The organism is Intestinibacillus sp. Marseille-P6563, from assembly GCF_900604335.1.
GTDB lineage: Bacteria > Bacillota > Clostridia > Oscillospirales > Butyricicoccaceae > Butyricicoccus_B.
This window is the reverse complement of sequence record NZ_UWOD01000002.1, coordinates 822,818-843,833: the sequence shown is the minus strand read 5'-3', so window position 1 is coordinate 843,833 and position 21,016 is coordinate 822,818. Positions and strand designations below refer to the sequence as shown.

At 57.0% G+C, this 21,016-nt stretch carries 21 protein-coding genes and 1 pseudogene; 15 read left to right on the top strand and 7 right to left on the bottom strand.

What is annotated here, in order from left to right:
- The first annotated feature begins 3 nt into the window (after positions 1 to 3).
- On the top strand, positions 4 to 1,023 hold the full coding sequence (gene iolG, locus EFB11_RS12255; RefSeq protein ID WP_243115228.1) for an inositol 2-dehydrogenase: 1,020 nt from the start codon (positions 4 to 6) through the stop codon (positions 1,021 to 1,023).
- A gap of 45 nt (positions 1,024 to 1,068) precedes the next feature.
- Here the strand turns inward: iolG and EFB11_RS17565 are convergent.
- The 6 genes and pseudogenes from EFB11_RS17565 to EFB11_RS12225 form a co-directional block, all read right to left on the bottom strand.
- Positions 1,069 to 1,974: pseudogene (locus EFB11_RS17565) on the bottom strand (NAD(P)-dependent oxidoreductase); the annotation flags it as partial.
- 64 nt (positions 1,975 to 2,038) lie between these two features.
- Complete coding sequence (locus EFB11_RS12245; RefSeq protein WP_122790483.1) at positions 2,039 to 3,172, bottom strand: aldo/keto reductase; 1,134 nt, start codon at positions 3,170 to 3,172, stop codon at positions 2,039 to 2,041.
- A gap of 26 nt (positions 3,173 to 3,198) precedes the next feature.
- Entirely contained in the window at positions 3,199 to 3,606 is a 408-nt protein-coding gene (locus EFB11_RS12240) for a cupin domain-containing protein (protein ID WP_122790482.1), read from the bottom strand.
- A 19-nt stretch (positions 3,607 to 3,625) separates the two neighbouring features.
- The gene (locus tag EFB11_RS12235; RefSeq protein WP_122790481.1) at positions 3,626 to 4,378 is read right to left on the bottom strand and encodes a carboxymuconolactone decarboxylase family protein; all 753 of its coding nucleotides are present in this window, start codon (positions 4,376 to 4,378) and stop codon (positions 3,626 to 3,628) included.
- 58 nt (positions 4,379 to 4,436) lie between these two features.
- Positions 4,437 to 4,889, bottom strand: coding sequence for a cyclophilin-like fold protein (locus EFB11_RS12230; RefSeq protein WP_243115227.1), 453 nt, complete (start codon positions 4,887 to 4,889; stop codon positions 4,437 to 4,439).
- A gap of 15 nt (positions 4,890 to 4,904) precedes the next feature.
- The gene (locus EFB11_RS12225; RefSeq protein ID WP_122790480.1) at positions 4,905 to 5,438 is read right to left on the bottom strand and encodes a sugar O-acetyltransferase; all 534 of its coding nucleotides are present in this window, start codon (positions 5,436 to 5,438) and stop codon (positions 4,905 to 4,907) included.
- Between the two features lie 251 nt (positions 5,439 to 5,689).
- Between EFB11_RS12225 and EFB11_RS12220 the strand changes: the two genes are divergently transcribed.
- The 11 genes from EFB11_RS12220 to EFB11_RS12170 all read left to right on the top strand — a co-directional run bounded on the left by EFB11_RS12220 (position 5,690) and on the right by EFB11_RS12170 (position 16,413).
- Positions 5,690 to 6,871, top strand: a complete 1,182-nt coding sequence (locus tag EFB11_RS12220) for an IS110 family transposase (protein ID WP_122788747.1) — start codon at positions 5,690 to 5,692, stop codon at positions 6,869 to 6,871.
- Positions 6,872 to 7,118: 247 nt separating this feature from the next.
- Positions 7,119 to 7,994 carry a LysR family transcriptional regulator gene (locus tag EFB11_RS12215; protein ID WP_122790479.1) on the top strand — a complete coding sequence of 292 codons (876 nt, stop codon included), beginning with the start codon at positions 7,119 to 7,121 and terminating at the stop codon, positions 7,992 to 7,994.
- A gap of 111 nt (positions 7,995 to 8,105) precedes the next feature.
- On the top strand, positions 8,106 to 8,528 hold the full coding sequence (locus EFB11_RS12210; protein WP_122790478.1) for a DUF3842 family protein: 423 nt from the start codon (positions 8,106 to 8,108) through the stop codon (positions 8,526 to 8,528).
- Between the two features lie 152 nt (positions 8,529 to 8,680).
- Complete coding sequence (larE, locus tag EFB11_RS12205) at positions 8,681 to 9,448, top strand: ATP-dependent sacrificial sulfur transferase LarE (RefSeq protein WP_122790477.1); 768 nt, start codon at positions 8,681 to 8,683, stop codon at positions 9,446 to 9,448.
- 14 nt (positions 9,449 to 9,462) lie between these two features.
- Positions 9,463 to 10,224, top strand: a complete 762-nt coding sequence (gene larB, locus EFB11_RS12200) for a nickel pincer cofactor biosynthesis protein LarB (protein ID WP_122790476.1) — start codon at positions 9,463 to 9,465, stop codon at positions 10,222 to 10,224.
- Positions 10,221 to 11,438: a nickel pincer cofactor biosynthesis protein LarC gene (gene larC / locus EFB11_RS12195; RefSeq protein WP_122790475.1), complete on the top strand. Its 1,218-nt coding sequence runs from the start codon at positions 10,221 to 10,223 to the stop codon at positions 11,436 to 11,438. Before larB ends, larC begins: the two co-directional genes overlap by 4 nt.
- Positions 11,435 to 13,021 carry an ABC transporter substrate-binding protein gene (locus EFB11_RS12190; protein ID WP_122790474.1) on the top strand — a complete coding sequence of 529 codons (1,587 nt, stop codon included), beginning with the start codon at positions 11,435 to 11,437 and terminating at the stop codon, positions 13,019 to 13,021. Before larC ends, EFB11_RS12190 begins: the two co-directional genes overlap by 4 nt.
- Before the next feature lie 28 nt (positions 13,022 to 13,049).
- Entirely contained in the window at positions 13,050 to 14,045 is a 996-nt protein-coding gene (locus EFB11_RS12185; protein WP_122790473.1) for an ABC transporter permease, read from the top strand.
- On the top strand, positions 14,042 to 14,866 hold the full coding sequence (locus tag EFB11_RS12180; protein WP_122790472.1) for an ABC transporter permease: 825 nt from the start codon (positions 14,042 to 14,044) through the stop codon (positions 14,864 to 14,866). Before EFB11_RS12185 ends, EFB11_RS12180 begins: the two co-directional genes overlap by 4 nt.
- Positions 14,867 to 14,875: 9 nt before the next feature.
- Entirely contained in the window at positions 14,876 to 15,808 is a 933-nt protein-coding gene (locus EFB11_RS12175) for an ABC transporter ATP-binding protein (RefSeq protein ID WP_122790471.1), read from the top strand.
- The gene (locus EFB11_RS12170; RefSeq protein WP_122790470.1) at positions 15,805 to 16,413 is read left to right on the top strand and encodes an ABC transporter ATP-binding protein; all 609 of its coding nucleotides are present in this window, start codon (positions 15,805 to 15,807) and stop codon (positions 16,411 to 16,413) included. The genes EFB11_RS12175 and EFB11_RS12170 overlap by 4 nt, the downstream gene beginning before the upstream one ends.
- 33 nt (positions 16,414 to 16,446) lie before the next feature.
- On the opposite strand, the gene EFB11_RS12165 is transcribed toward EFB11_RS12170, so the two are convergent.
- Positions 16,447 to 17,493 (bottom strand): LacI family DNA-binding transcriptional regulator, encoded by a 1,047-nt coding sequence (locus EFB11_RS12165; protein ID WP_122790469.1) that lies wholly within the window; start codon positions 17,491 to 17,493, stop codon positions 16,447 to 16,449.
- Positions 17,494 to 17,863: 370 nt separating this feature from the next.
- Here EFB11_RS12165 and EFB11_RS12160 point away from each other — a divergent pair, with 370 nt between their 5' ends.
- From EFB11_RS12160 to EFB11_RS12150, 3 genes are read left to right on the top strand one after another with little or no spacing between them, the layout of a single operon-like run.
- Positions 17,864 to 18,640 carry an SDR family NAD(P)-dependent oxidoreductase gene (locus EFB11_RS12160; protein ID WP_122790468.1) on the top strand — a complete coding sequence of 259 codons (777 nt, stop codon included), beginning with the start codon at positions 17,864 to 17,866 and terminating at the stop codon, positions 18,638 to 18,640.
- A gap of 27 nt (positions 18,641 to 18,667) precedes the next feature.
- Positions 18,668 to 19,483: a sugar phosphate isomerase/epimerase family protein gene (locus tag EFB11_RS12155; protein WP_122790467.1), complete on the top strand. Its 816-nt coding sequence runs from the start codon at positions 18,668 to 18,670 to the stop codon at positions 19,481 to 19,483.
- Between the two features lie 26 nt (positions 19,484 to 19,509).
- Positions 19,510 to 21,015, top strand: a complete 1,506-nt coding sequence (locus EFB11_RS12150; RefSeq protein WP_122790466.1) for a sugar ABC transporter ATP-binding protein — start codon at positions 19,510 to 19,512, stop codon at positions 21,013 to 21,015.
- Position 21,016 lies beyond the last annotated feature (1 nt).

Sequence of the window (21,016 nt, the reverse complement as noted above, 5' to 3'; positions counted from 1 at the left end):
CGTATGAAACAGCCGATTCGTGTAGGCATTCTCGGTTTGGGGCGCATCGGGAAGATGCATGCTGCAAACATTTTGACCATGAAAGAATTTGAAGTGGTCTGCGGGGCTGACCCGTTTTTGACCGAAGAGACCGAGCGCGAGATGCAGGAACTCGGCATCCCCAAATGCACCAAAGACCCCGAAGACGTGTTTGCCGACCCGACGATCGACGCCGTAATTATCTGCTCGATCACCGAAACCCATTCGGATTTCATCATCCGGGCAGCAAAGGCTGGAAAAGATATTTTCTGTGAAAAACCGATCGACCATGATGTAGGGCGTATTCTGGATGCCCTGCGCGCGGTCAAACAGGCGGATGTGATTTTGCAAGTTGGCTTTATGCACCGTTTTGACCGGCATCACAGCGCGCTGCAGCACAAAATTGCCGACGGCACGATCGGTGACATCGAAGTGCTCAAAATCACTTCGCGCGACCCGGCCCCCCCGTCCATGGATTATATCCGGTCGTCGGGCGGCATTTATGTCGACTTTATGATTCACGACTTTGATATGGCTCGCTTCCTGACCGGTAGCGAAGTCACCGAGGTATTTGCCACTGGCACATCGGTCTGTGATCCGGAGATTGCCGCGTGTGGTGACGTGGGCAGCGGCCATGCGGTGTTGCGCTTTGCCAATGGGGCCATCGGAATTTTGGAAACCAGCCGTCGGTCCAGCTTTGGTCACGACCAGCGCATTGAGGCATTGGGTTCCAAAGGTTGCGTCATGAACGACAACGAATACGAAAACAATGTCCGTTTCTTTACCCAGGACGGTTTCCACGGGGCCAAAGTACCCTACCACTTCCCGGAACGGTACAAGGATGCCTATTTTGTCGAACTGCGTGACTTTGCACAGGCCGTGCGTGAACACACAGCGCCGCCTGTCACGGGCTTTGACGGCTTGCAGGCGGTTTTGATCGCTGAAGCGGCAGCCCGTTCGGCGAAGAGCGGTAAGCTGGAAGCGGTGGAAACAATAGAAGTTTGACCTCCTCTGCATGATACACCCTCTTCTCAAAAAAGATCAGCGTTTTTAACGCTGATCTTTTTTTTCTGCACTCATTTTATCCAAAACATCATAAATGGACGCAGTATCGTCCTCGGCATGCCCACAAGCCATCGCTGCCGTATAAATCGGCAGGGTCGAGAAAAAGAGGGGGGCCGGCGTGCCCGAATCCCGCAGGGCATCTCCGATGAGACGCAAATCCTTTTGAAACAGCCGGTTGGTAATGGTCACGGCCTCCCATTTCTGGTCAGCCATCAGCGGGGCGCGTACCTCAAACATGCGCGAAGTCCCGGAACCATGCCCAATCACATCCACAATTTGATGGGCATCCAAACCGCAATGCACGCCCAGTAAAATCGCCTCGGCTGCCGCCAGATTGTGAATGGCCACCAGATGGTTGGCGACAAATTTCATATATGTCCCTTTGCCAAATTCGCCTAAGTCATAATGCAGCCGGGCAAATCCTTCAAAAATCGGCACACAGGCGGCAATCGCAGCCGAGTCGCCGCTGGCATAAACGACAACATCTTTATAGACCGCCTGGGCGCCGGTGCCTGACAGCGGACAATCCAGCAAAACAATGTCCCGCTCAGCCAGCCGGTCCCGGGCTTTTTTCTTGGCGTCCACCGACATGGTACTGCATTCCATGACAATGGTTCCCGCGGCACAAGAGTCATAGAAAGCCTCGATGGTTTCCTGCAGCGCAGGTTCAGAGGGCAGCAGCGTGATAATCGCCCGGCAGCGCTGTCCGACCTCCTGTGCGCTGGCCGCTACGGTACCACCGGCACCGCGTAGCCGCTCCTGTTTCTCCGGCAGAGGGTCAAACCCCACAACCGAAAAGCCTGCCTGCATGAGATTTTGCGAAACAGGAAATCCCATGTTGCCCAGCCCGATAACACCCACGGTTTTACAATTGGTTTCGCTCATTTTGACCGCCTTCTTTCGATGTTTCTTTTATTATACAATATGGCAGACAAGAAAGAAAGCGAAGCACATTTTACGAGGTCAGTTTCGCCGAAAAATCGGCCATTGCATCGGCGATTTTCAGCTGCTGCGGGCAGACGGCTTCGCAGCTGCGGCAGCCGATGCAGGCAGACGGTTGTTTGTCCGCCGGGACGGCGGCAAGCGCCATGGGAGCGATGAATCCGCCGCCGGTAAAGCAGTGCTCGTTATACAGTGCAAGCAGACCGGGAATGTCCAGCCCCTGCGGACAGTGGGACACGCAGTAATGACAAGCCGTGCAGGGCAAGGCGGTTTTCTGCACCATGTCGCGCGCCAGCGCCAGCAAGGTGTCCATCTCCTGTGGCTGCAAGGGCGTGCAGGTTTCAAAGGTGGCAAGATTGTCCTTGAGCTGGTCCAGATTGGACATGCCGGACAAGATCATGGTCACGCTGGGAATGCTTTGTAGGAAGCGGAACGCCCAGGCCGGGATGGATTCCTCTGGCCGCAGCGCACGCAGTGGGGCGGCTTCCTGCTCGGAGAGGTTTGCCAGACGACCGCCGCGCAGCGGCTCCATGACCCAGACCGGGATGTTGTATTTCTGCAAAAGCTCAACCTTGGCGCGGGCGTCCTGGAATTCCCAGTCGATGTAGTTGATCTGAAGCTGGCAGAACTCCATCGCGTCGCCGTAGGCTTCCAAAAAGCGGGTCAGCACCGGCATTCCGCCGTGGCAGGAAAAGCCCAGATGGCGGATGCGGCCCTGCTTCTTCTGCTCCATTAAGTAATCGTAAATGCCGTACGCCGGGTCGAGATAGGCATCAATGTTCATCTCGCAGACATTGTGGAACAGGTAAAAGTCAAAATAATCCACCTGGCACCGCTTAAGTTGCTCTTCAAAAATCTCCTGTATCCGGGTCATATTAGACAGGTCATAGCCCGGGAACTTGGTCGCCAGATAGAACTGGTCGCGCGGATAGGCGTGCAGCGCCTGTCCCAGAGCCGATTCCGAATGGCCATCGTGATAGCCCCAAGCGGTATCGTAATAGTTGATGCCATGCTCCATGGCATACGCGACCATTTCAGTGGTCGCGGCCTGGTCGATGATGGCATCGTTGCCGCCCACAGTGGGCAGGCGCATCGCGCCCAGCCCCAGCGCAGACAGTTTCAAATCCTGAAATTCCCGATAAATCATCCATGTTCCTCCTTCGTTGGTGGGGGTTACGGAAGCTGGTTGTATTGTTCGTCACTCACCGGCTCACACCATTCGTTTTGCGTGTTTTCGCCCGGCACTTCGATGGCCAGATGCACAAACAGACTGTCTTTGGCTGCGCCATGCCAATGCTTGACGCCGGCCGGAATATTGACCACATCGCCAGCATGCAGCGCACGCGCCGGCTTACCTTCCTCCTGATACCAGCCGCGGCCAGCGGTGCACAGGAGAATCTGTCCGCCGCCCTGGGTGGCATGATGTATGTGCCAGTGGTTGCGGCAGCCAGGTTCAAAGGTAACGTTGCCGATGACAACGCCTTGGGTGGACAGCATGTTAAGATAGCTTTGTCCGGTGAAATAAGCCGCATAGGCGGTGTTTTCCGGGCCACGTTCAAAAATTTCGATGATATCCGACATGAAAAACATCCTTTCGAGGTTACTGGGCGCTTTCGGCTGCTTTGCGGATGCAGGAAAGCGTATTCAGGCTGCGGGGATAGCCGATGTAGGGCAGGCACTGGGATACGACCTGGATGAGAAAATCGACGTCATTTCCCAGCCGCAGATTGGCGGATGCGTGGCTGGTCAGCTGCGGCTCACAACCGCCCTGCGCCGCCAGCAGGCAGAAGGTGACCATTTCGCGCTGGGCGTAGTCCAGTCCGTGGCGGGTATAATAATCGCCAAAGCAGTTAGCCGAGAGCCAGCGGTTGATGTGCCGGCTGTCCTCCGGGCCAGACTGGGAAAAGCCGCGCATGCCTTCACCGAAAATATCCACCTGTGCCTGTTCGCCTGCGGTCAGGCGGGTGGAGGCGTCGGTCGTTGCCTGGGGCGCCAGCGGCAGAGCGGCGCCGTTTGCCGCGAGCAGGCGGTTGGTTTCCCGCAGGAAGGGCAAAACCCGGCCAAAGCCGATGTAGGCGGTCGCCTGATAGACGATTTCCTTGACTTCGATTTCGGTCACGCCTTCGGCGAGCGCGGCGGGCAGCAGCATGGCAAAGGCATCCACGCCCTGGCAGCCGAGCAGGGCAGACAAAATCGCCAAGTATCGGGTATGGGCGGAAAGAGCCCCCTGCGCGGGGACTTCTTCCAAAGCAAAGGCAGCAAACCGCTCCATATATTCGGGGTCGGTGTGTTCCAATTCAGTCCAGGCGAGCAGGGCGGTCAAAACCGCCCGCGCACGGTCGGAAAGTTCCATAAAGCAAGCCTCCTCATTTGGTAACAAGTATACCGTATCACTTGGAGCGCGCTCCAAGTCAAGCAGTTTCTGCAATTTCCAAGTGTACTTCGACATTGCCGGCGCCCAGTGCCTGAGCCAGACCTTGCGGGTCATCGACCTTGCCCAGCGGGGTGTAGGAATACGAGGTGGGGAAGTCCTCATAAAACAGCACCAGACAATCCGAGCCATACAGCATCAAATCGCCGGTTTGGATCTGGCCGGGCCGCTCGGCATCGGTCGGCAGGTCCTGGGGCAGGACAGCGTATTTTTCGTTGCCGTTGAGCTCCTGCATATCGAGTGTCAGGGGGAGCAGGTCGAGCAGGGCTTCGGTGGCCGGGATGTCCAGGAGCGTAGCTGAAAACGTGGCATCCGCGACCTGGATCTGCAAAACATACGCCGCCAGGGTGTCGGTGGTTGGGGGTGTGGTCGAACAGGCGGGGACCGAAAGGGAAAAACAAAGCGACCAAAGAATCCAAAACGGCTTGAACACAGGCATTTCCCTCCTTTATTCGGTTGGAACAGTCTTCATCACGCGGGCGGGCACGCCGCCGACGACTGTATTGGCCGGTACATCGCGGGTGACAATCGCGCCTGCGGCGATGATCGCGCCGTCGCCGATGGTCACGCCGGGCACAATGGTGGCATTGGCGCCAATCCAGACATTTTTGCCGATGTGGATGGGCGAGGGCACCAGGATATGCCGCTTTTTCGGGTTTTCTTCATGGTTGAGGGTAGCCAGTACGACATTGTGGCCGATCAAAACGCCGTCTTCGATGGTGATGCCGCCCTGGTCCTGGAAGCGGCAGCCGGTGTTGATGAACACGTTTTTACCGATGCGGATGTTTTGACCGTAATCGGTGTAAAAGGGCGGGAACAGGCAGAAGGTATCGTCCTCCGGCTGGTCGATCAGTTCAAAAAAGAGCTTGCGCACCATGGCAGGTTCGTGATATTGGTTGTTCAGCGCCATGGTTAGTTTCAGCGCACGCTGGCTGGCGGCGCGCATGGCCTGCGGGTCTTCAAAAATCGTCGGGTCGTTCATGGGAAATGCTCCTTGTATTATAGAGTAGTAGTTATTAGAGCCCCTCTCCAAGGGCTGTGCTACACTGTAAGGGATGCTGTGGATTGGTTGGCGGCTCCTACCACAAGATGGTTCACGAAAGGTTCCAACCACAGCCCCTTACAATTTTGTTAATCAGTTAAATACCGCCAGACGGTTTATGTGGAACAAGGCTACAAAAGTAAGGTGTACTGTGGATACAGCATCACATATTTTCTCTGGAGGTATTTGTTATGGTAGTTTCTGTTGGCATTGATGTCTCAAAAAACAAGCATGATTGCTTCATTGTAAGCTCAGAGGGTGAAGTCCTGGCGGATGTTTTTACTATCCCTAACAACATGGACGGTTTTGATGCTCTACTGGAAAAAATTCGAGCTTGTACTACACCGCAGGACAAAATAAAAGTAGGGCTTGAGGCAACCGGGCATTACAGCTACAACATTCTTGGGTTTCTTCTGGACAACGGTCTGGCCACCTATGTCTTGAATCCCCTACGCACGAACCTCTACCGGAAAAGTCTCAGCCTGCGAAAGACCAAGACCGACCGTGTAGATGCTCGAACCATTGCTGCTATGCTGTTATCCGATGTGGGCCTCAAACCCTACACGAATACAGCATATCACAACGAGGAACTAAAGTCACTCACCAGATACCGTTTTGACAAGGTGAAAGAACGAGCAAAGCTGAAAAGCTCAATTTCCAGACTGGTTTGCATTCTCTTCCCTGAACTGGAGAAGCTGGTGTCCTCTCTCCATTTGGCGACTGTCTACGCTCTGCTGGAAGAGTTTCCAGGTTCCAAACAGATTGCCAAGGCACACCTGACAAGGCTCAAAACCCTTTTGGGAAACGCCTCCAAAGGTCGGTACGGTCGGGATATGGCTGTTACTATCCGGAGCGCTGCTCAGAATTCTGTTGGGTCCTGTATGCCTGCCAAATCCCTGGAATTGCAACATACCATCCGGCTTATCCGTGAATTGGATGCTGAGATCGCTGAAATCGAGGCTGAAATTGAGACAATGATGGACAAGATACAGTCTCCCATTATAACTATCCCTGGCATGGGCTTTCGTATGGCTGCCATGATTCTTGCTGAAATCGGCGACTTCTCTCGGTTTGAGTCGCCGGACAAATTATTGGCCTACGCCGGAATGTCGCCTTCTACTTACCAGTCCGGGCAGCTCAAAAATTGCTATCCCCACATGGAGAAGCGTGGCTCTCGATACTTACGCTACGCTCTTTACAACGCAGCCAAGTATGTCTGTCACTGGGACCCAACCTTTGCTGCTTACCTTGCTAAGAAAAGAGATGAAGGCAAACACTACAATGTCGCACTTTCTCATGCCACCAAAAAGTTAGTTCGTCTGCTGTTTGCCCTGGAAAGATCCAGACAGCCTTATTGCAGCTTGGCGGCCTAATTCCATCTTGTTAGCCTACGCCGGGGTCCCTACGGACCTCTGCTTTGCTATACCTTTCTTGAACTATCTCTTTTCACCACCACCATTCATTTTTGGGGTTGACTTTTAATAGTTAATCTTTCGTATTGCTTCTTAACTTTATTATATCGGTCGTCAGTAGGAATATCAAATACCTATCCAGAATGCTTTACTATGCTTGACAAGCATAAATGAACGTGTTATCCTCAAGGAAAAGGAGGTGCCGCGGATGGAACTGCGTGTACTGCGCTATTTTTTGGCGGTGGCACAGGAGGAAAGCATTTCCGGGGCCGCCGAATATCTGCACTTGACCCAGCCCACGCTGTCGCGCCAGCTGATGGATTTGGAGCAGGAAATCGGCAAAAAGCTGTTCCTACGCGGCAAGCGCAAGGTCACCCTGACCGAAGAAGGCATTTTGCTGCGCAAACGGGCCACTGAAATTCTGGAACTGCTCGAAAAGACCGAGCGGGAACTGCACGCGGAAAACAGCGTGTCGGGGGATATCTACATCGGCGGCGGGGAAACCGACGCCATGCGCCTGATCGCGCAGGTCGCCCGGCAGATGCAGCAGGAGCATCCCCGCACCCGCTATCACCTGTACAGCGGCAATGCCGACGATGTGACCGAGCGGCTGGACAAGGGCTTACTCGACTTTGGGGTGCTGATTGAACCGGCCAACATCCAGAAGTATGAGTATCTGAAATTGCCCGCCGTGGATACCTGGGGGGTCTTGATGCGCTCTGACAGCCCCTTGGCGGCGCAGGAGGCCGTCCACCCCGAAGATTTGTGGGATTTGCCGCTGCTCATCTCCCGCCAGTCGCTGGCCAAGGAATCGCTTTCCAAATGGCTGCGTCGCGATTTGGAAAGCCTGAATATCGTTGCCACCTACAATCTGGTCTATAATGCGTCCCTGCTCGTGGAGGAAGGGCTGGGATACGCGCTGTGCCTGGACAAACTGGTCAACACTACCGGTTCCAGTCGACTGTGTTTCCGGCCGCTGACGCCCCGGCTGGAAGTCGGGATGGACATTGTTTGGAAAAAGTATCCGGTCTTTTCCAAGGCAGCCGAACGGTTTTTGCATCACCTCCAGCAAACATTTTGCTGAAAAGGGCTTGACTTGGAGTGCGCTCCAAATGATATGCTGCAAGAAACATTTGATGTCTGCGCCAAAATCTGATAAAATGAAAAAGAACTTTGCGAAAGGATGGTGGGTGCGATGCGCAAACAGCGTGTGCTGGTGCTCGATGGACAGGGCGGCGGCGTAGGCGGCCGGCTGGTCAAGATGCTCAGCGAAAAGCTGCCGGACACGTGGGAGCTCATCGCCGTGGGGACCAATGCACTGGCCACCAGCACCATGCTCAAAGCAGGCGCCAAACAGGGCGCCACCGGGGAAAATGCCGTCATCTACAACGCCGGACGGGCTGATTTGATTTTGGGCCCCATCGGTGTCGTGGTGGCCAACGGCATTTTGGGCGAAGTATCGCCCCAAATGGCAGCTGCGGTATCGGGTGCAGAGGCAGCGAAGATCCTCATTCCGTCGGCGAGCTGCGGCGTGATCGTCGCCGGTGCGGCCAGCCTGCGGCTGGAAGATCTGCTGCAAAATGCAGTCGATTTGGCGCTGCGCCACATGAACCCTTAACTCCCGGATCCGGCAAGAAGCCGGAGCGCTGGCAAGAAGCCGGACGGGATACGTTTTGCCGCTTTTGGGCGGCTTTTTGCAGACCCTAAAAATGATGCCAGGAAGGCGTCCGCTTTCAGAAGAAAGCAGACGTCTTCTTTTTTGTGGAAAGGATGGTTTTTACGACACTCGAAGCATTTTTCAAAGCACATCCCAAGGCTGCTGTGGCTTTTTCTGGTGGGGTGGATTCGGCCTTTTTGCTGTGGGCCGCCCGGCAGTATGGAGCCGATGTGCATGCCTATTATGTCAGCACGGCCTTTCAGCCGGCATTTGAGCACGAAGATGCCAAGCGCCTGGCCGAAGAACTGGGCGTACCCATGACGGTGGTTCATACGCAGATTTTGGCCAATGCGCAGGTGGTGACCAATGGGCCCGACCGCTGCTATCATTGCAAGCGGGCACTGTTTCACCAGCTTTGCCAGCACGCCCGGGCGGACGGCTATGCGCTGCTGCTCGACGGCACCAATGCATCAGACGATGCCGGCGACCGGCCGGGCATGCGCGCGCTGCGCGAACTTGGGGTGCGGTCGCCGCTGCGCGAATGCGGGCTCACCAAGGCCGAAGTGCGTGCCCGTTCCAAGGAAGCCGGATTGTTTACCTGGGAAAAACCGGCCTATGCCTGTCTGGCGACCCGCATTCCGACCGGAATGTCGATCACAGCCGACCTGCTCGAGCGGGTCGAACAGGCTGAAACCGCCCTGCATGGGCTGGGCTTTTACGATTTTCGGGTGCGCGTGACCCAAGAGGGACTGGCCCGTCTGCAAGTGACCGAGCCGCAGATGGCGCGCGCCTTTGCCGAGCGTCAGGCCATCGAACAGGCACTCAAACCGGCCTTTCCGGCGGTGTTACTCGACCTGACCGCCCGGAAAGCGTCCGAATAAGGGGGAAAACAGACTTGGATAACAAACACGATATTTTGGCGCTTTTGCGTCAGGTCGCCGGGGGCGAAGCCACGCCCGAACAGGCGCTGACCGAACTCAAACGCGCGCCCTTTGAGGATTTGGGCTATGCCAAGGTGGATTTTCATCGCAGCGTGCGCCAGGGCACAGCTGAAGTAGTCTATGGCGCGGGTAAAACGCCCGAGCAGATCATCGGCATCGTGAGTGCCATGGGCGCGCGCGGCTGCCGCAACATCATGGTCACCCGTATCGGGGAGGAAGCAGCCCAAGAGGTTGCCCAAGCCGCGCCGCTCGAGTATCACCCCGAAGCACGGTTTGCCCTGGCCTTTCCGGGGGAACAGAAGCGGCTGGGAAAGATCGTGGTCGCCACCGGCGGCACCAGCGACATTCCGGTCGCCGAAGAAGCCGCCCTGACCGCCGAAGCCATGGGCAACCGGGTTGTGCGGCTGTACGATGTGGGAGTAGCTGGGCTGCACCGGCTGCTTTCCCGTCTGGATGAACTGATGGACGCCCGGTGCGTGGTTGCCGTGGCCGGGATGGAGGGCGCGCTCGCGTCGGTCATCGGCGGTCTGGTCGATTGTCCGGTGGTCGCGGTGCCCACCAGCGTGGGCTATGGCGCGAATTTCGGCGGCTTGTCCGCCCTGCTGGCCATGCTCAATTCGTGCGCTTCGGGGTGCAGCGTGGTCAATATCGACAATGGCTTTGGCGCAGGCTATCTGGCCAGCCGCATCAATCAAATGGAAGGGATAAAAGAATGAAAACATTGTATATCGAATGCCATATGGGCGCTGCGGGCGATATGCTCATGGCGGCGCTGTATGAATTATTGGACAACAAAGAAGAATTTCTGCATACCATGAACCGCCTGGGCCTGCCTGGCGTACACGTCGCCGCCGAAGCGGCCAAGACCTGCGGCATCGCGGGCACTCACATGCGTGTGACCGTGCACGGTGAGGAGGAGCACGAGCACCATCATTCTGACCATGAGCACCACGAGCATCATCATCACCATCATCACGCCATCCCCAGTCATATCGCGTCGATTATCGACGAACTGGATTTGCCGGATGCGGTCAAGACACACGCCCGCGCGGTCTATGACGCGATTGCCCAGGCCGAAGCCAAGGCGCACGGCTGCCCGGTAGGCGATGTGCATTACCATGAAGTGGGGGCGCTGGACGCGGTAGCCGATGTGACCGGCGTATGCTATGCGCTGCATCTGCTGAACCCCGACCAGATCGTCGTATCGCCCATCCATGTGGGCAGCGGCACGGTGCGCTGCTCGCACGGTGTGATGCCCGTGCCCGCCCCGGCGACCGCCAACTTGCTGGCTGGTGTGCCGGTGTATGGCGGCGCGGTGCGTGGCGAGCTGTGCACCCCGACCGGGGCCGCGCTGCTGACCCATTTTGCCGGGACATTCGGCGACATGCCGGTGATGTGTACCCGGCAGGTCGGCGTGGGCATTGGCACCAAGGATTTTGGGCAGGCCAACTGTGTGCGCGCCTTTTGGGGCGAGAGTGCCAGTGCTGCAAACGGACAAATCGCCGAACTGGTGTGCAACATCGACGATATGACGCCCGAAGCGCTGGCCTTTGCCTGCGAACAGCTGCTCAAGGTGGGCGCGCTGGACGCCTACACCACGCCGGGCACCATGAAAAAAGGCCGGGCCGGTCAGGTGTTGACCGTGTTGTGCCCGGTCGGCCGCGAAGGGGAGGTTGCTCAGCAGATTCTGGCGCAGACCACGACCAATGGGCTGCGAGTGCGCCATTGTGATAAGTATTTCCTGACCCCGGGCAGCCGGACGGTTTCCACACCCTGGGGTACAGTGCGGGTCAAGACGGCCGAAGGCTACGGTGTGACCCATGAGAAGCCGGAATATGCCGACGTGGCCGCGCTCGCGCAGGAAAACGGCCTGCCGTATCGTACGGTCGAGCGGGAGGTGATTCGCCGCCTGGAGGAGGAACGAGCATGAGAAAACACCGCATTGTAGCCATCTTTACCGCCCTGTGTCTGCTCGCGGGCTGCGGCAGCAGTCCGGCGGCGCAAACGACCCAAACCGACGTGGTTGTCATCGCCCTGGACCCCAACTCCGAACCCGCCGCCGGGTTTGACCCGGCCTATGGCTGGGGCGCGGGTGAGCATGTGCATGAGCCGCTCATCCAAAGCACGCTGACGGTCACCAATCCCGACCTGACCATCGGCTATGACCTTGCGACCGGCTACACAGTCAGCGACGACGGCCTGACCTGGACGGTCACCATCCGGGATGATGTATCCTTTACCGATGGCGAACCGCTCACGGCTTCCGATGTGGCCTTTACCTACAACACGGTCAAACAGGCCAGCTCGGTCAGCGACTTTACCATGCTGGACAATGCCGTGGCTGTGGACGATACGACGGTCGAATTCCATATGACCCGGCCGTTTTCCATTTGGCCGTATACCATGGCGGTGGTGGGCATTGTGCCCGAACATGCCTATGACAGCGCGACCTATGGTCATAACCCCATCGGCTCGGGCCGGTATATCCTCAAGCAGTGGGACCAGGGGCAGCAGGTCATTTTGGAGGCCAACCCGGATTACTATGGCGAAGCACCGAAAATGAAGCAGGTGACCATCCTGTTTTTGGAGGAGGACGCTGCTTTCCTGGCAGCCAAGGCCGGGCAGGTGGATGTCGCCTACACCTCGGCGACCTATTCCGACCAGCAGGTGGATGGCTATGCCCTGACTGCCTATCAGAGCGTGGACAACCGCGGTATCAATCTGCCGTTTATCCCGGCCGGGGTAGACGCGGACGGCAACCCGATCGGCAACGACCTGACCGCCGATGTCTTGGTGCGCCGCGCCATCAATATGGGCATTGACCGGCAGGAGATGATCGACAACGTCTTAAACGGCCACGGCACCCCGGCTTACAGCATTTGTGACCAGATGCCCTGGTACAATCCGGCGTCCGAGGTCGCGTACGACCCCGAAGGCGCAGCCGCGCTGCTTGATCAGGCCGGTTGGACTATGGGCGCAGACGGTGTGCGGGAGAAGGACGGCGTACGTGCCGAACTGAACATATTGTACTCCAGCGACGACTCGGTGCGGCAGGCGCTGGCCGCCGATCTGGCCGGACAGCTGAAAGAACTGGGGATTGACGCTTCCATCGAGGGCGTGGGCTGGGATACCGCCTATGACCGCGCGCAGTCTGACCCGCTGGTCTGGGGATGGGGCGCGCATACGCCGATGGAGCTGTATAACATCTATCATACGACCGCGGGCCAGGATATGGCGCAGTATTCGCCGTATGCCAATCAGACGGTGGATGCCTATATGGACGCCGCGCTTGCCAGCACCGATTTGGAAGCCTCCTATGCCCTGTGGCAGCAGGCCCAGTGGGACGGCACGACTGGCGTGACCCAGGAGGGTGATATTCCATGGGTGTGGCTGGTCAATGTGGACCATCTTTATTGGGTGCGCGATGGCTTGCAGGTCGCCGAACAGAAAATCCATCCGCATGGCCACGGCTGGTCGCTGGTGAACAATGTCGACCAGTGGAGCTGGAACTGATGCACAAAAACCGAAAGGAGGGACGCGCATGAAACATCGCCTGCAATTTGCTGCACGCAAACTGGTGCGCATGGCGCTGCTGCTGCTCGGGGTGAGTCTGGTTGCCTTTTTGCTCATGTCAGCGTCCCCGCTCGACCCGCTGCAAACCAACATCGGACAGACCGCGCTCGGCTCCATGAGCGCCGAACAGATCGAGCGGCTGCAAGCCTACTGGGGTATGGATACGCCCCCGGCCGAACGGTATGGCAATTGGCTTTTGGGCGCGCTGCATGGCGACTTGGGCGATTCGCTGCTGTACCGGCAGCCGGTTCTCACGGTCATCGGGCAGCGGCTGGCCAGTTCGGCCGGACTGATGGCCGTGGCATGGTTGTTGTCCGGCATTCTGGGCGTGATACTCGGCGTGGTAGCGGGCGTATTCCGTGGCCGGTGGCCTGACCGGCTCATCCGCGGGTATTGCCTGCTGTTATCCAGCACGCCGACGTTTTGGGTGGCCATTTTGCTGCTGCTCGTGTTTTCGGTGTGGCTGGGCTGGCTGCCGATTGGGCTGTCCATCCCGATTGGGATGGACTTGGCCGACGTAACGCTGGCCGACCGGTTCCAGCACGCCCTGCTGCCCGCGCTGACGCTCAGCATCACCGGGGTGGCCAACATCGCCCTGCATACGCGCGAAAAGATGGTGGATGCGCTGGCATCCGACGCGATTTTGTTCGCTCGTGCCCGGGGGGAGAGCACCCGTTCCATCGTGCTGCGCCATGGGCTGCGGCAAGTGGCGCTGCCCGCCATGACCCTGCAATTTGCGTCCATCAGTGAAATCATCGGCGGTTCGGTGCTGGTCGAGCAGGTGTTTTCCTATCCCGGTTTGGGACAGGCCGCCGTTCAGGCCGGACTGGGCAGTGACTTGCCGCTGCTGCTCGGCATTACGGTCATCACGGCGGCGTTGGTGTTTGCCGGCAATCTAGCGGCCGACCTGCTGTACGGCGTGATCGACCCGCGCATTCGAAGGGGGGCGGCACGCGGCACATGAAAACCTGGAACAACCGGCAGAAGATCTGCCTTTGGCTCGTTGTAGCCGTCCTGGTGTTGGGGGCGGTGACCGTAGCCGGGATGGCGCTGGCCGACCGGGCGGTCGCGACCAACCTGACCCGGAAAAATGCCGCGCCCTGCGCGGCCTTCCCCTTTGGCACCGACTGGCTGGGACGGGATATGCTGGCGCGTACCCTATGCGGCCTGTCGCTGAGCATCCGCATCGGACTGCTGACCGCCGCGGTCAGCGCGGTCTGCGCCTTGGGACTGGGCGCCGCCGCGGCCACCATGGGGCGGCGGGTGGATGCCGTCATCTCCTGGCTGACCGATCTGGTGCTGGGCATCCCGCATATCCTGCTCGTGCTGCTCATCTCGCTGGCCTGCGGCAAGGGCTTTTGGGGCGTCGTAGCCGGGGTATCGCTCAGCCATTGGCCCAGCTTGGCGCGTGTGCTGCGCGGGGAGATCTTGCAGCTCAAACAGGCGCCGTATGTGCTGGTCGCTGGAAAACTGGGCGCTTCGCGCGGCCAGATCGTGCGGCGGCATATGCTGCCCCATGTGCTGCCGCAATTTGGGGTCGGGCTTATCCTGCAATTCCCCCATGCGATTTTGCACGAGGCGAGCATCACCTTTTTGGGCTTCGGTCTGCCGCCCGAGCAGCCAGCCATTGGCGTCATTTTGTCCGAAAGCATGCGGTATCTGACCACCGGCAAATGGTGGCTGGCCTTGTTTCCGGGGCTGGCGCTCGTGCTGGTCGTGCTGCTGTTTGCGGGCATCGGCGACCGCCTAGCGCGGCTGCTGAACCCGACGGATGCCCAGCAATAGGAGGAAATCATGGAACCGATTTTAACGGTGGATGGCTTGTCCATCTCCTTTACGCAATACGACGGCCTGCTGCACCAGCGCCGCCTGCCGGTTATCCGGGATTTGTCGCTGACCGTGGCCCCGGGGCAGGTCGTGGCCGTGCTGGGGGCGAGCGGGTCGGGCAAAAGCCTGCTGGCGCATGGCATTCTGGGTCTGCTGCCTGCAAACAGCCACCTGGAAGGACAAATTTTGTACGATGGCGAGCCGCTGACACCCGCACGGGCCGCAGCTTTGCGCGGGCATGAGATCAGTCTGGTGCCGCAGGGTGCGGGCTATCTGGACCCGCTGATGCAGGTCGGGCCGCAGCTTTGCAAGGGGCAGCGTACACTGCGGGACAAATGCCGCCGCGTGCTGGCCCGCTATGGCTTGGGGTCGGAAACCGAAAGCCTGTATCCGTTTGAACTGTCGGGCGGTATGAGCCGGCGGGTGATGATTGCCACGGCGGTGCTGGACACGCCGCGCCTGATCGTGGCGGACGAACCCACGCCCGGCCTGGACCGGGCGGCCGCCCAGCGGATTTTGGGACACTTCCGCGCCCTGGCCGAGGAAGGGACAGCGATTTTGTTCATTACGCACGACTTGGATTTGGCGCTGGAAGCGGCCGACCGCATTGTGGTGCTGTATGCCGGGGAAACAGTGGAAGAAGCGGCAGCCGAGGATTTTCAGGAGGTCGGCCGTCTGCGGCATCCCTATACCCGCGCGCTGTGGCACGCCATGCCGCAGCATGGGTTTGTGCCCCTCGCGGGCACGCAGCCCTATCCGGGGGATGGAACGAAGGGGTGCCGGTTTGCGCCGCGCTGTCCCCATGCCCGGCCTGCCTGCCGGGAAAGCATCCCATACCGCACGGTGCGCGGTGGACGGGTGCGCTGTTTGGAGGATTTGCCCGAAGGAGGAAACGTATGACCCTGGAAGCCAAAGACCTGCGGTTTGCCTATCGCCGCAAGGGCAAACCGGTGCTGCAACAGGTCAATTTCTGCATCGAAAGCGGGGAGCGGGCCGGTTTGGCCGCCCCGAGCGGCTTTGGAAAGACCACGCTCTGCAAATTGTTGGCCGGGTATATGCGGCCCGACCAGGGCCAAGTTCTGCTGGACGGACAACCGCTGTCGACTGGCCGGGGCATTTGCCCGGTACAGATGATCTGGCAGCACCCTGAACTGGCGCTCGATCCGCGTTTGCGTCTGCGGGCCTCCCTAGAGGAAGCCGGGGCCGCCGAACCCGAACTGCTGGAAGCTTTGCACATTGAACCCGGTTGGCTGGACCGCTTCCCGACCGAATTGTCGGGCGGGGAATTGCAGCGCTTTTGCCTGATGCGGGCGCTGCGGCCATCGGTTCGGTTTTTGCTGTGCGATGAGATTTCGGCTATGCTCGATCTGGTCACCCAAGCGCAGATTTGGGATTTTCTATTGCGCGAAGCCGACCGGCGCGGGCTGGGACTGCTCATCGTCAGCCACCAGAGTGAGCTGCTCAAACGGATTTGTACCCGGATGCTCGAACTGCCAGGACAATAAAAAAACGCTTGACGAAAGTCAAGCGTTTTTTTATTATACCCGCCGGGGCGGGGCCGATGGTGAAAGTTTGCGTCCCGTATAGGGCGCGACCGACTGCCGTTTGATCAGTTCGGTACCGACGGTGGACTTGATAATGGTGCTTGCCGAATCCGGGTTTTCAATCATTTCGATCAACCGGGCGGTGGCCAGTTTGGCCATGCCGTTGAAGTTCGCTTTCACCGTGGTCAGATACGGTGTCAAAATGGTGCAGATGGTGGAATCATCAAAGCCGATGATGGAAACGTCATCCGGTACCCGGAAGCCCATTTGCTGCAAAGACTGAATGGCCGATACCGCAATGATGTCGTTATCGGCGATAAAAGCCGACGGAATGGTAGGGCAGGATTTTAAGAAATCTTCGACTTCGTGGCGGATGGATTCCGATTCCTGACTGACTTCGATGACAAACTCCGGACGGGGCGGCAGGCCGAGCCGAGCAAGCGAAGAGTAAATGCAGCTGGTGCGGTCGCGTAGGCAGCCAAATTCGATCGAACTTTTGATATAGCCGATTTTAGGGTGACCATTTTCTGCCAGAAGGCAAAGCGCCTGATGCACACCATAGCTGTTGTCAATGTTGATGGTATTGAGCGGATACTCCGGGAAGAAGCCATCGAGCACCACCAGTGGAACCGAAAGCTCAAAAAAGGCCGGTGTGGGTTCCTGATAATACTCAGTGCCTAGTAGAATGACCCCACTATGCGAATCGGCAGAAGCCGACCGCAGGATCTCATCGAGCGTCGCAGGCGAAGCGTGGGTGACCGAAAACGTGAAGCGCTTTTCCGAGCAGACCTCTTCGATGCCGCTTAAAATGGAAGAAACAGTGTCATCTTTTCGCGCTGCCAGATAATCGGTACTTTTATAGTACACAAAGAGCAGATTGCCCTGCTGCGGTTTGGTTTCGCGGATTTGGTATCCGTTTTCGACAAGGACCTGTTGGATCTTTTGACGCAGTTCGCTGCGAACACCGGGGCGGTTATTCAGTACGACTGACACAGTGGACGGTGCTACACCAAAAGATTCTGCGATTTGCCGAATGGTCATAAGGAATCCCCCCTAGATTCAAGGTTTCAAAAATGTGCAGGGATAGAAGCGATACGCGTTGTTTTCATTATAATACAAATTCTCGGTTCAGACAAACTGTAAAATTACATGCAAAATCAGGTGGTTTTGATATTCGCGGAAAAAGAAATCAAAACAAAAACAAAATAAAAACAGAAAACGTTTTTATTTATGTTTTTGATGCAAAAATGTGTCATTCGACAAAATTGCATCAAAAAATTCATGGAATATGCATATTGATTTAGATATATCGACAAAATATAATAGACTTACAAAAACAAATGGCGGAAATATAGAAAACAAATAAAAAATATTTTGCAAATATTTTGCAAATGAAAAGGAGCGAAGAATTATGAAATTGTCGGGGAAAGTTGCCATCGTCACAGGCGCAGCCCAGGGAATCGGCAAAGGCATCGCTTTGGAGTATGCCAAAAACGGCGCCGATCTTGCGGTGATGGACATCAACCGGGATAAGCTGGCAGATACGGTCAAGGAAATCCAGGCCATGGGCCGCAACTGCATCCAGGCCGTCGGGGATGTTTCCGACTCGGACGCAGTGCAGTCCTTTGTACAGGCAACCATTGAGACCTATCAGAAAATCGACATTCTGACCCATGCAGCCGGTATTCTGCGCTCCTGTGCGATTGTCGATCAGGAAGAAAAGGATTGGGATGCTGTCATTGCCGTCAATCTGCGCAGCTCGTTCCTGTTCAGCAAGTATGTAGGCCGCCAGATGAAGAAGCAGGGCAGCGGCGCCATCGTTCTGATTGATTCGTGCGCCTCTAAAACCGCCGAAGCGTTCAATGCCGTCTATTGTGCGTCCAAAGCCGGCGTCCGGCTGCTGGCTCAGTCGCTGGCACTCGAACTGGCCGAATATGGTGTGCGCGTCAACAGCATTGCACCGGGCACCATCAATACCGATATGATTCAGCGCTGCCTGCACGATCGTGCGCCGCTGTATGGGCTGACTTTTGAGCAGTACTTAAAAGAATTTAACGAAGCGACCCCACTCAAGCGTATGGGTGAACCCGAGGAAATAGGCAAGCTTTGTGTCTTCCTGGTCAGCGAGGATTCTGCATTTATTACCGGTTCTTCGTTCAACATCTCGGGCGGCCGCGAATGCCACTGATGCGCCCCGCAGAAAGGAGCGCGGATTATGGACTATAAAATCGGCATTGTCGAATGGGCCTTCCCATTTCCGGGGCCCTATGGTCTGAAAATTGCAGCGGAACTGGGGCTGCAAGGTATGGAACTGGATTTCGGCGAATATGAAACCGGCTACCAACTCTATCAGCCCCGCATCCAGCAAGCATATTTGGAATGCGGCAAGGAATACGGCATCGAATTCCCAGCGATTGCGCTCAATGCCCTCAATACACATGGCATGTCCAAAGATCGCGATACCGCAGACGGAATGATTGCCGTGGAAACCATCCAAAAAGGCATTGAAACGGCGCAGAATATGGGCATTCCCGTCGTACAGCTTCCCAGCTTTGGAAATGGCGACATCCAGACCGAGCAGGATTTCTACAATACCTGTGAAAAGGTACGGTTTGCCTGCGATCTGGTCAAAGGGACCGACATGACCATTGCCGTGGAAAACGTACTGGACGCCGAACAGACCAAGCGCATGTTTCAGGAAGTCGGCAGCCCGCAGCTGAAAGTTTTTTACGACACGCAAAACTATCACCTGGACCGCGGCTATTCCCAGCCAGCGATTTTGGAAGCTATTGCGGAAGATGTCGCACAGATCCATGTCAAAGACGGATACAACAAAACCATCAGTTCGGCGCTGCTCGGCTGCGGGGATGTTTCCTTCTTTAAGACAGCCGAAGTCATCCGGCGCACGCAATGCACCAAATGGCTGTTTTTGGAGAACTATTATAACCGCAAACCGCTCAGTTTGCTGCACCGGGATGCATTTGAACTCATCCGGCGGGATATTCAGACGCTGCGTACCGTCTTTTCTTGAGCCGCCACACGGGTAAGGAGGTCACGATGATCGAAAATCAAAAACAACCCCTACTTGAAATGACCGGCATCAACAAGATCTATCCGGGCGTCCATGCACTCAAAGATGTAGACTTTTCCTTACAGCCCGGCGAAGTGTGTGCGATTTTGGGAGAAAACGGCGCCGGAAAATCCACGCTGATGAATGTGCTCGGCGGCGTTGTGCCGCTCGACACCGGCACCATCAAACTGGAAGGCAAACCGGTCTCGCTGCGCGGAGCCAAAGACGCCGAACGCCTGGGCATTTCCTTTATCCATCAGGAGTTGTCGCTGTTTCCCAAAATGGACATCGCCTCCAATATCTTTGTGCAGGACCTTCCCTCAAAAATGGGGTTTCTTCGCACCAAAAAGATGTTTCAAAGCACCCGGGAGATCCTCAAACGGGTGAAGTTGGAGCATTGCCGCCCCGACCAGCTCGTGGGCGATTTGAAGATCGGCGAGCAGCAGCTGGTCGAGATTGGGCGCACCCTGACACGAGGCATCAAAATCCTGATTTTGGACGAGCCGACCTCATCGCTGACATCGTCCGAAGTCGATATCCTGTTCCAAATCGTGCGCGAACTAAAAGAGCAGGGTACGGCGGTGATTTTCATCACTCACCACATGGATGAGATCTATGAAATCTGCGATACACTCATGATCATGCGTGACGGCGAACGGATCCTCAAATGCGGTACGCAGGATATTTCCCGTGCCGAAGTGGTCAACACCATGCTCGGCCATACGGCCGAAGAGCAATACAGTCACCCCAAGCGCACCTATGGAAAAGAAGTACTGGCGGTGCGCGGCCTGACTCGGAAAGGCAAGCTGGAAAATATCAGTTTCCAGGTGCGCGGGGGTGAAATGGTCGGTCTGTATGGCCTGCTGGGCTCGGGCCGCACCGAAGTGCTGCGCAGCATTTTTGGGCTGGACAAGTACGATGCAGGGGAAATGGAGTATCTGGGGGAAAAGGTCACCATCCGCAATCCACAGGACGCCATTGGCCGGGGCATCGCCATGGTCACCGAGGACCGCCACAAAGAAGGTCTGGTGCTCGATGAATCGGTACGGTTTAATATGACCCTCGCCAATCTGAAAGCGATTAAGGGCAAATTGTTTGTCCGGCCGGGCAAGGAGGCGGAGATCAGCAAAGACAGCGTGAGCAGCCTCAATGTCAAGACCCCGTCCATCCAGCGGGCGGTCAAATATCTGTCGGGCGGCAACCAGCAAAAAGTTGTATTGGCAAAATGGCTCAATACCCATCCCAAACTGCTTTTGCTGGACGAACCCACACGAGGGATCGACATTGGCGCCAAGCAGGAGATCTATGGCATCGTAGAAAACTTGCTGCAGCAAGGCGTTGCAGTCATTATGGTATCGTCCGAAGTGCCCGAGGTGCTGGGCGTGTGCGACCGGGTGGTTGTGCTGCAAAATGGGCGACAGGTATGTGAATTGGAGAATGACGGCCATCTTCAGGCCGGCACGCTTCTCAAAGCCGCGATGGGAGGAGAATAAT

Bases quoted from the DNA above. Each gene is read 5' to 3' on its own strand.
- EFB11_RS12225 (WP_122790480.1), bottom strand. From the start codon at position 5,438: ATGAACGACCCGACGATTTTTGAAGACCCGCAGGCCATGCGCGCCGCC.
- EFB11_RS12245 (WP_122790483.1), bottom strand. From the start codon at position 3,172: ATGATTTATCGGGAATTTCAGGATTTGAAACTGTCTGCGCTGGGGCTG.
- EFB11_RS12175 (WP_122790471.1), top strand. From the start codon at position 14,876: ATGGAACCGATTTTAACGGTGGATGGCTTGTCCATCTCCTTTACGCAA.
- EFB11_RS12170 (WP_122790470.1), top strand. From the start codon at position 15,805: ATGACCCTGGAAGCCAAAGACCTGCGGTTTGCCTATCGCCGCAAGGGC.
- EFB11_RS12155 (WP_122790467.1), top strand. From the start codon at position 18,668: ATGGACTATAAAATCGGCATTGTCGAATGGGCCTTCCCATTTCCGGGG.
- EFB11_RS12240 (WP_122790482.1), bottom strand. From the start codon at position 3,606: ATGTCGGATATCATCGAAATTTTTGAACGTGGCCCGGAAAACACCGCC.
- EFB11_RS12210 (WP_122790478.1), top strand. From the start codon at position 8,106: ATGCGCAAACAGCGTGTGCTGGTGCTCGATGGACAGGGCGGCGGCGTA.
- EFB11_RS12215 (WP_122790479.1), top strand. From the start codon at position 7,119: ATGGAACTGCGTGTACTGCGCTATTTTTTGGCGGTGGCACAGGAGGAA.
- EFB11_RS12220 (WP_122788747.1), top strand. From the start codon at position 5,690: ATGGTAGTTTCTGTTGGCATTGATGTCTCAAAAAACAAGCATGATTGC.
- EFB11_RS12190 (WP_122790474.1), top strand. From the start codon at position 11,435: ATGAGAAAACACCGCATTGTAGCCATCTTTACCGCCCTGTGTCTGCTC.
- EFB11_RS12165 (WP_122790469.1), bottom strand. From the start codon at position 17,493: ATGACCATTCGGCAAATCGCAGAATCTTTTGGTGTAGCACCGTCCACT.
- larC (WP_122790475.1), top strand. From the start codon at position 10,221: ATGAAAACATTGTATATCGAATGCCATATGGGCGCTGCGGGCGATATG.
- EFB11_RS12185 (WP_122790473.1), top strand. From the start codon at position 13,050: ATGAAACATCGCCTGCAATTTGCTGCACGCAAACTGGTGCGCATGGCG.
- iolG (WP_243115228.1), top strand. From the start codon at position 4: ATGAAACAGCCGATTCGTGTAGGCATTCTCGGTTTGGGGCGCATCGGG.
- EFB11_RS12180 (WP_122790472.1), top strand. From the start codon at position 14,042: ATGAAAACCTGGAACAACCGGCAGAAGATCTGCCTTTGGCTCGTTGTA.
- larE (WP_122790477.1), top strand. From the start codon at position 8,681: ATGGTTTTTACGACACTCGAAGCATTTTTCAAAGCACATCCCAAGGCT.
- EFB11_RS12150 (WP_122790466.1), top strand. From the start codon at position 19,510: ATGATCGAAAATCAAAAACAACCCCTACTTGAAATGACCGGCATCAAC.
- EFB11_RS12160 (WP_122790468.1), top strand. From the start codon at position 17,864: ATGAAATTGTCGGGGAAAGTTGCCATCGTCACAGGCGCAGCCCAGGGA.
- EFB11_RS12235 (WP_122790481.1), bottom strand. From the start codon at position 4,378: ATGGAACTTTCCGACCGTGCGCGGGCGGTTTTGACCGCCCTGCTCGCC.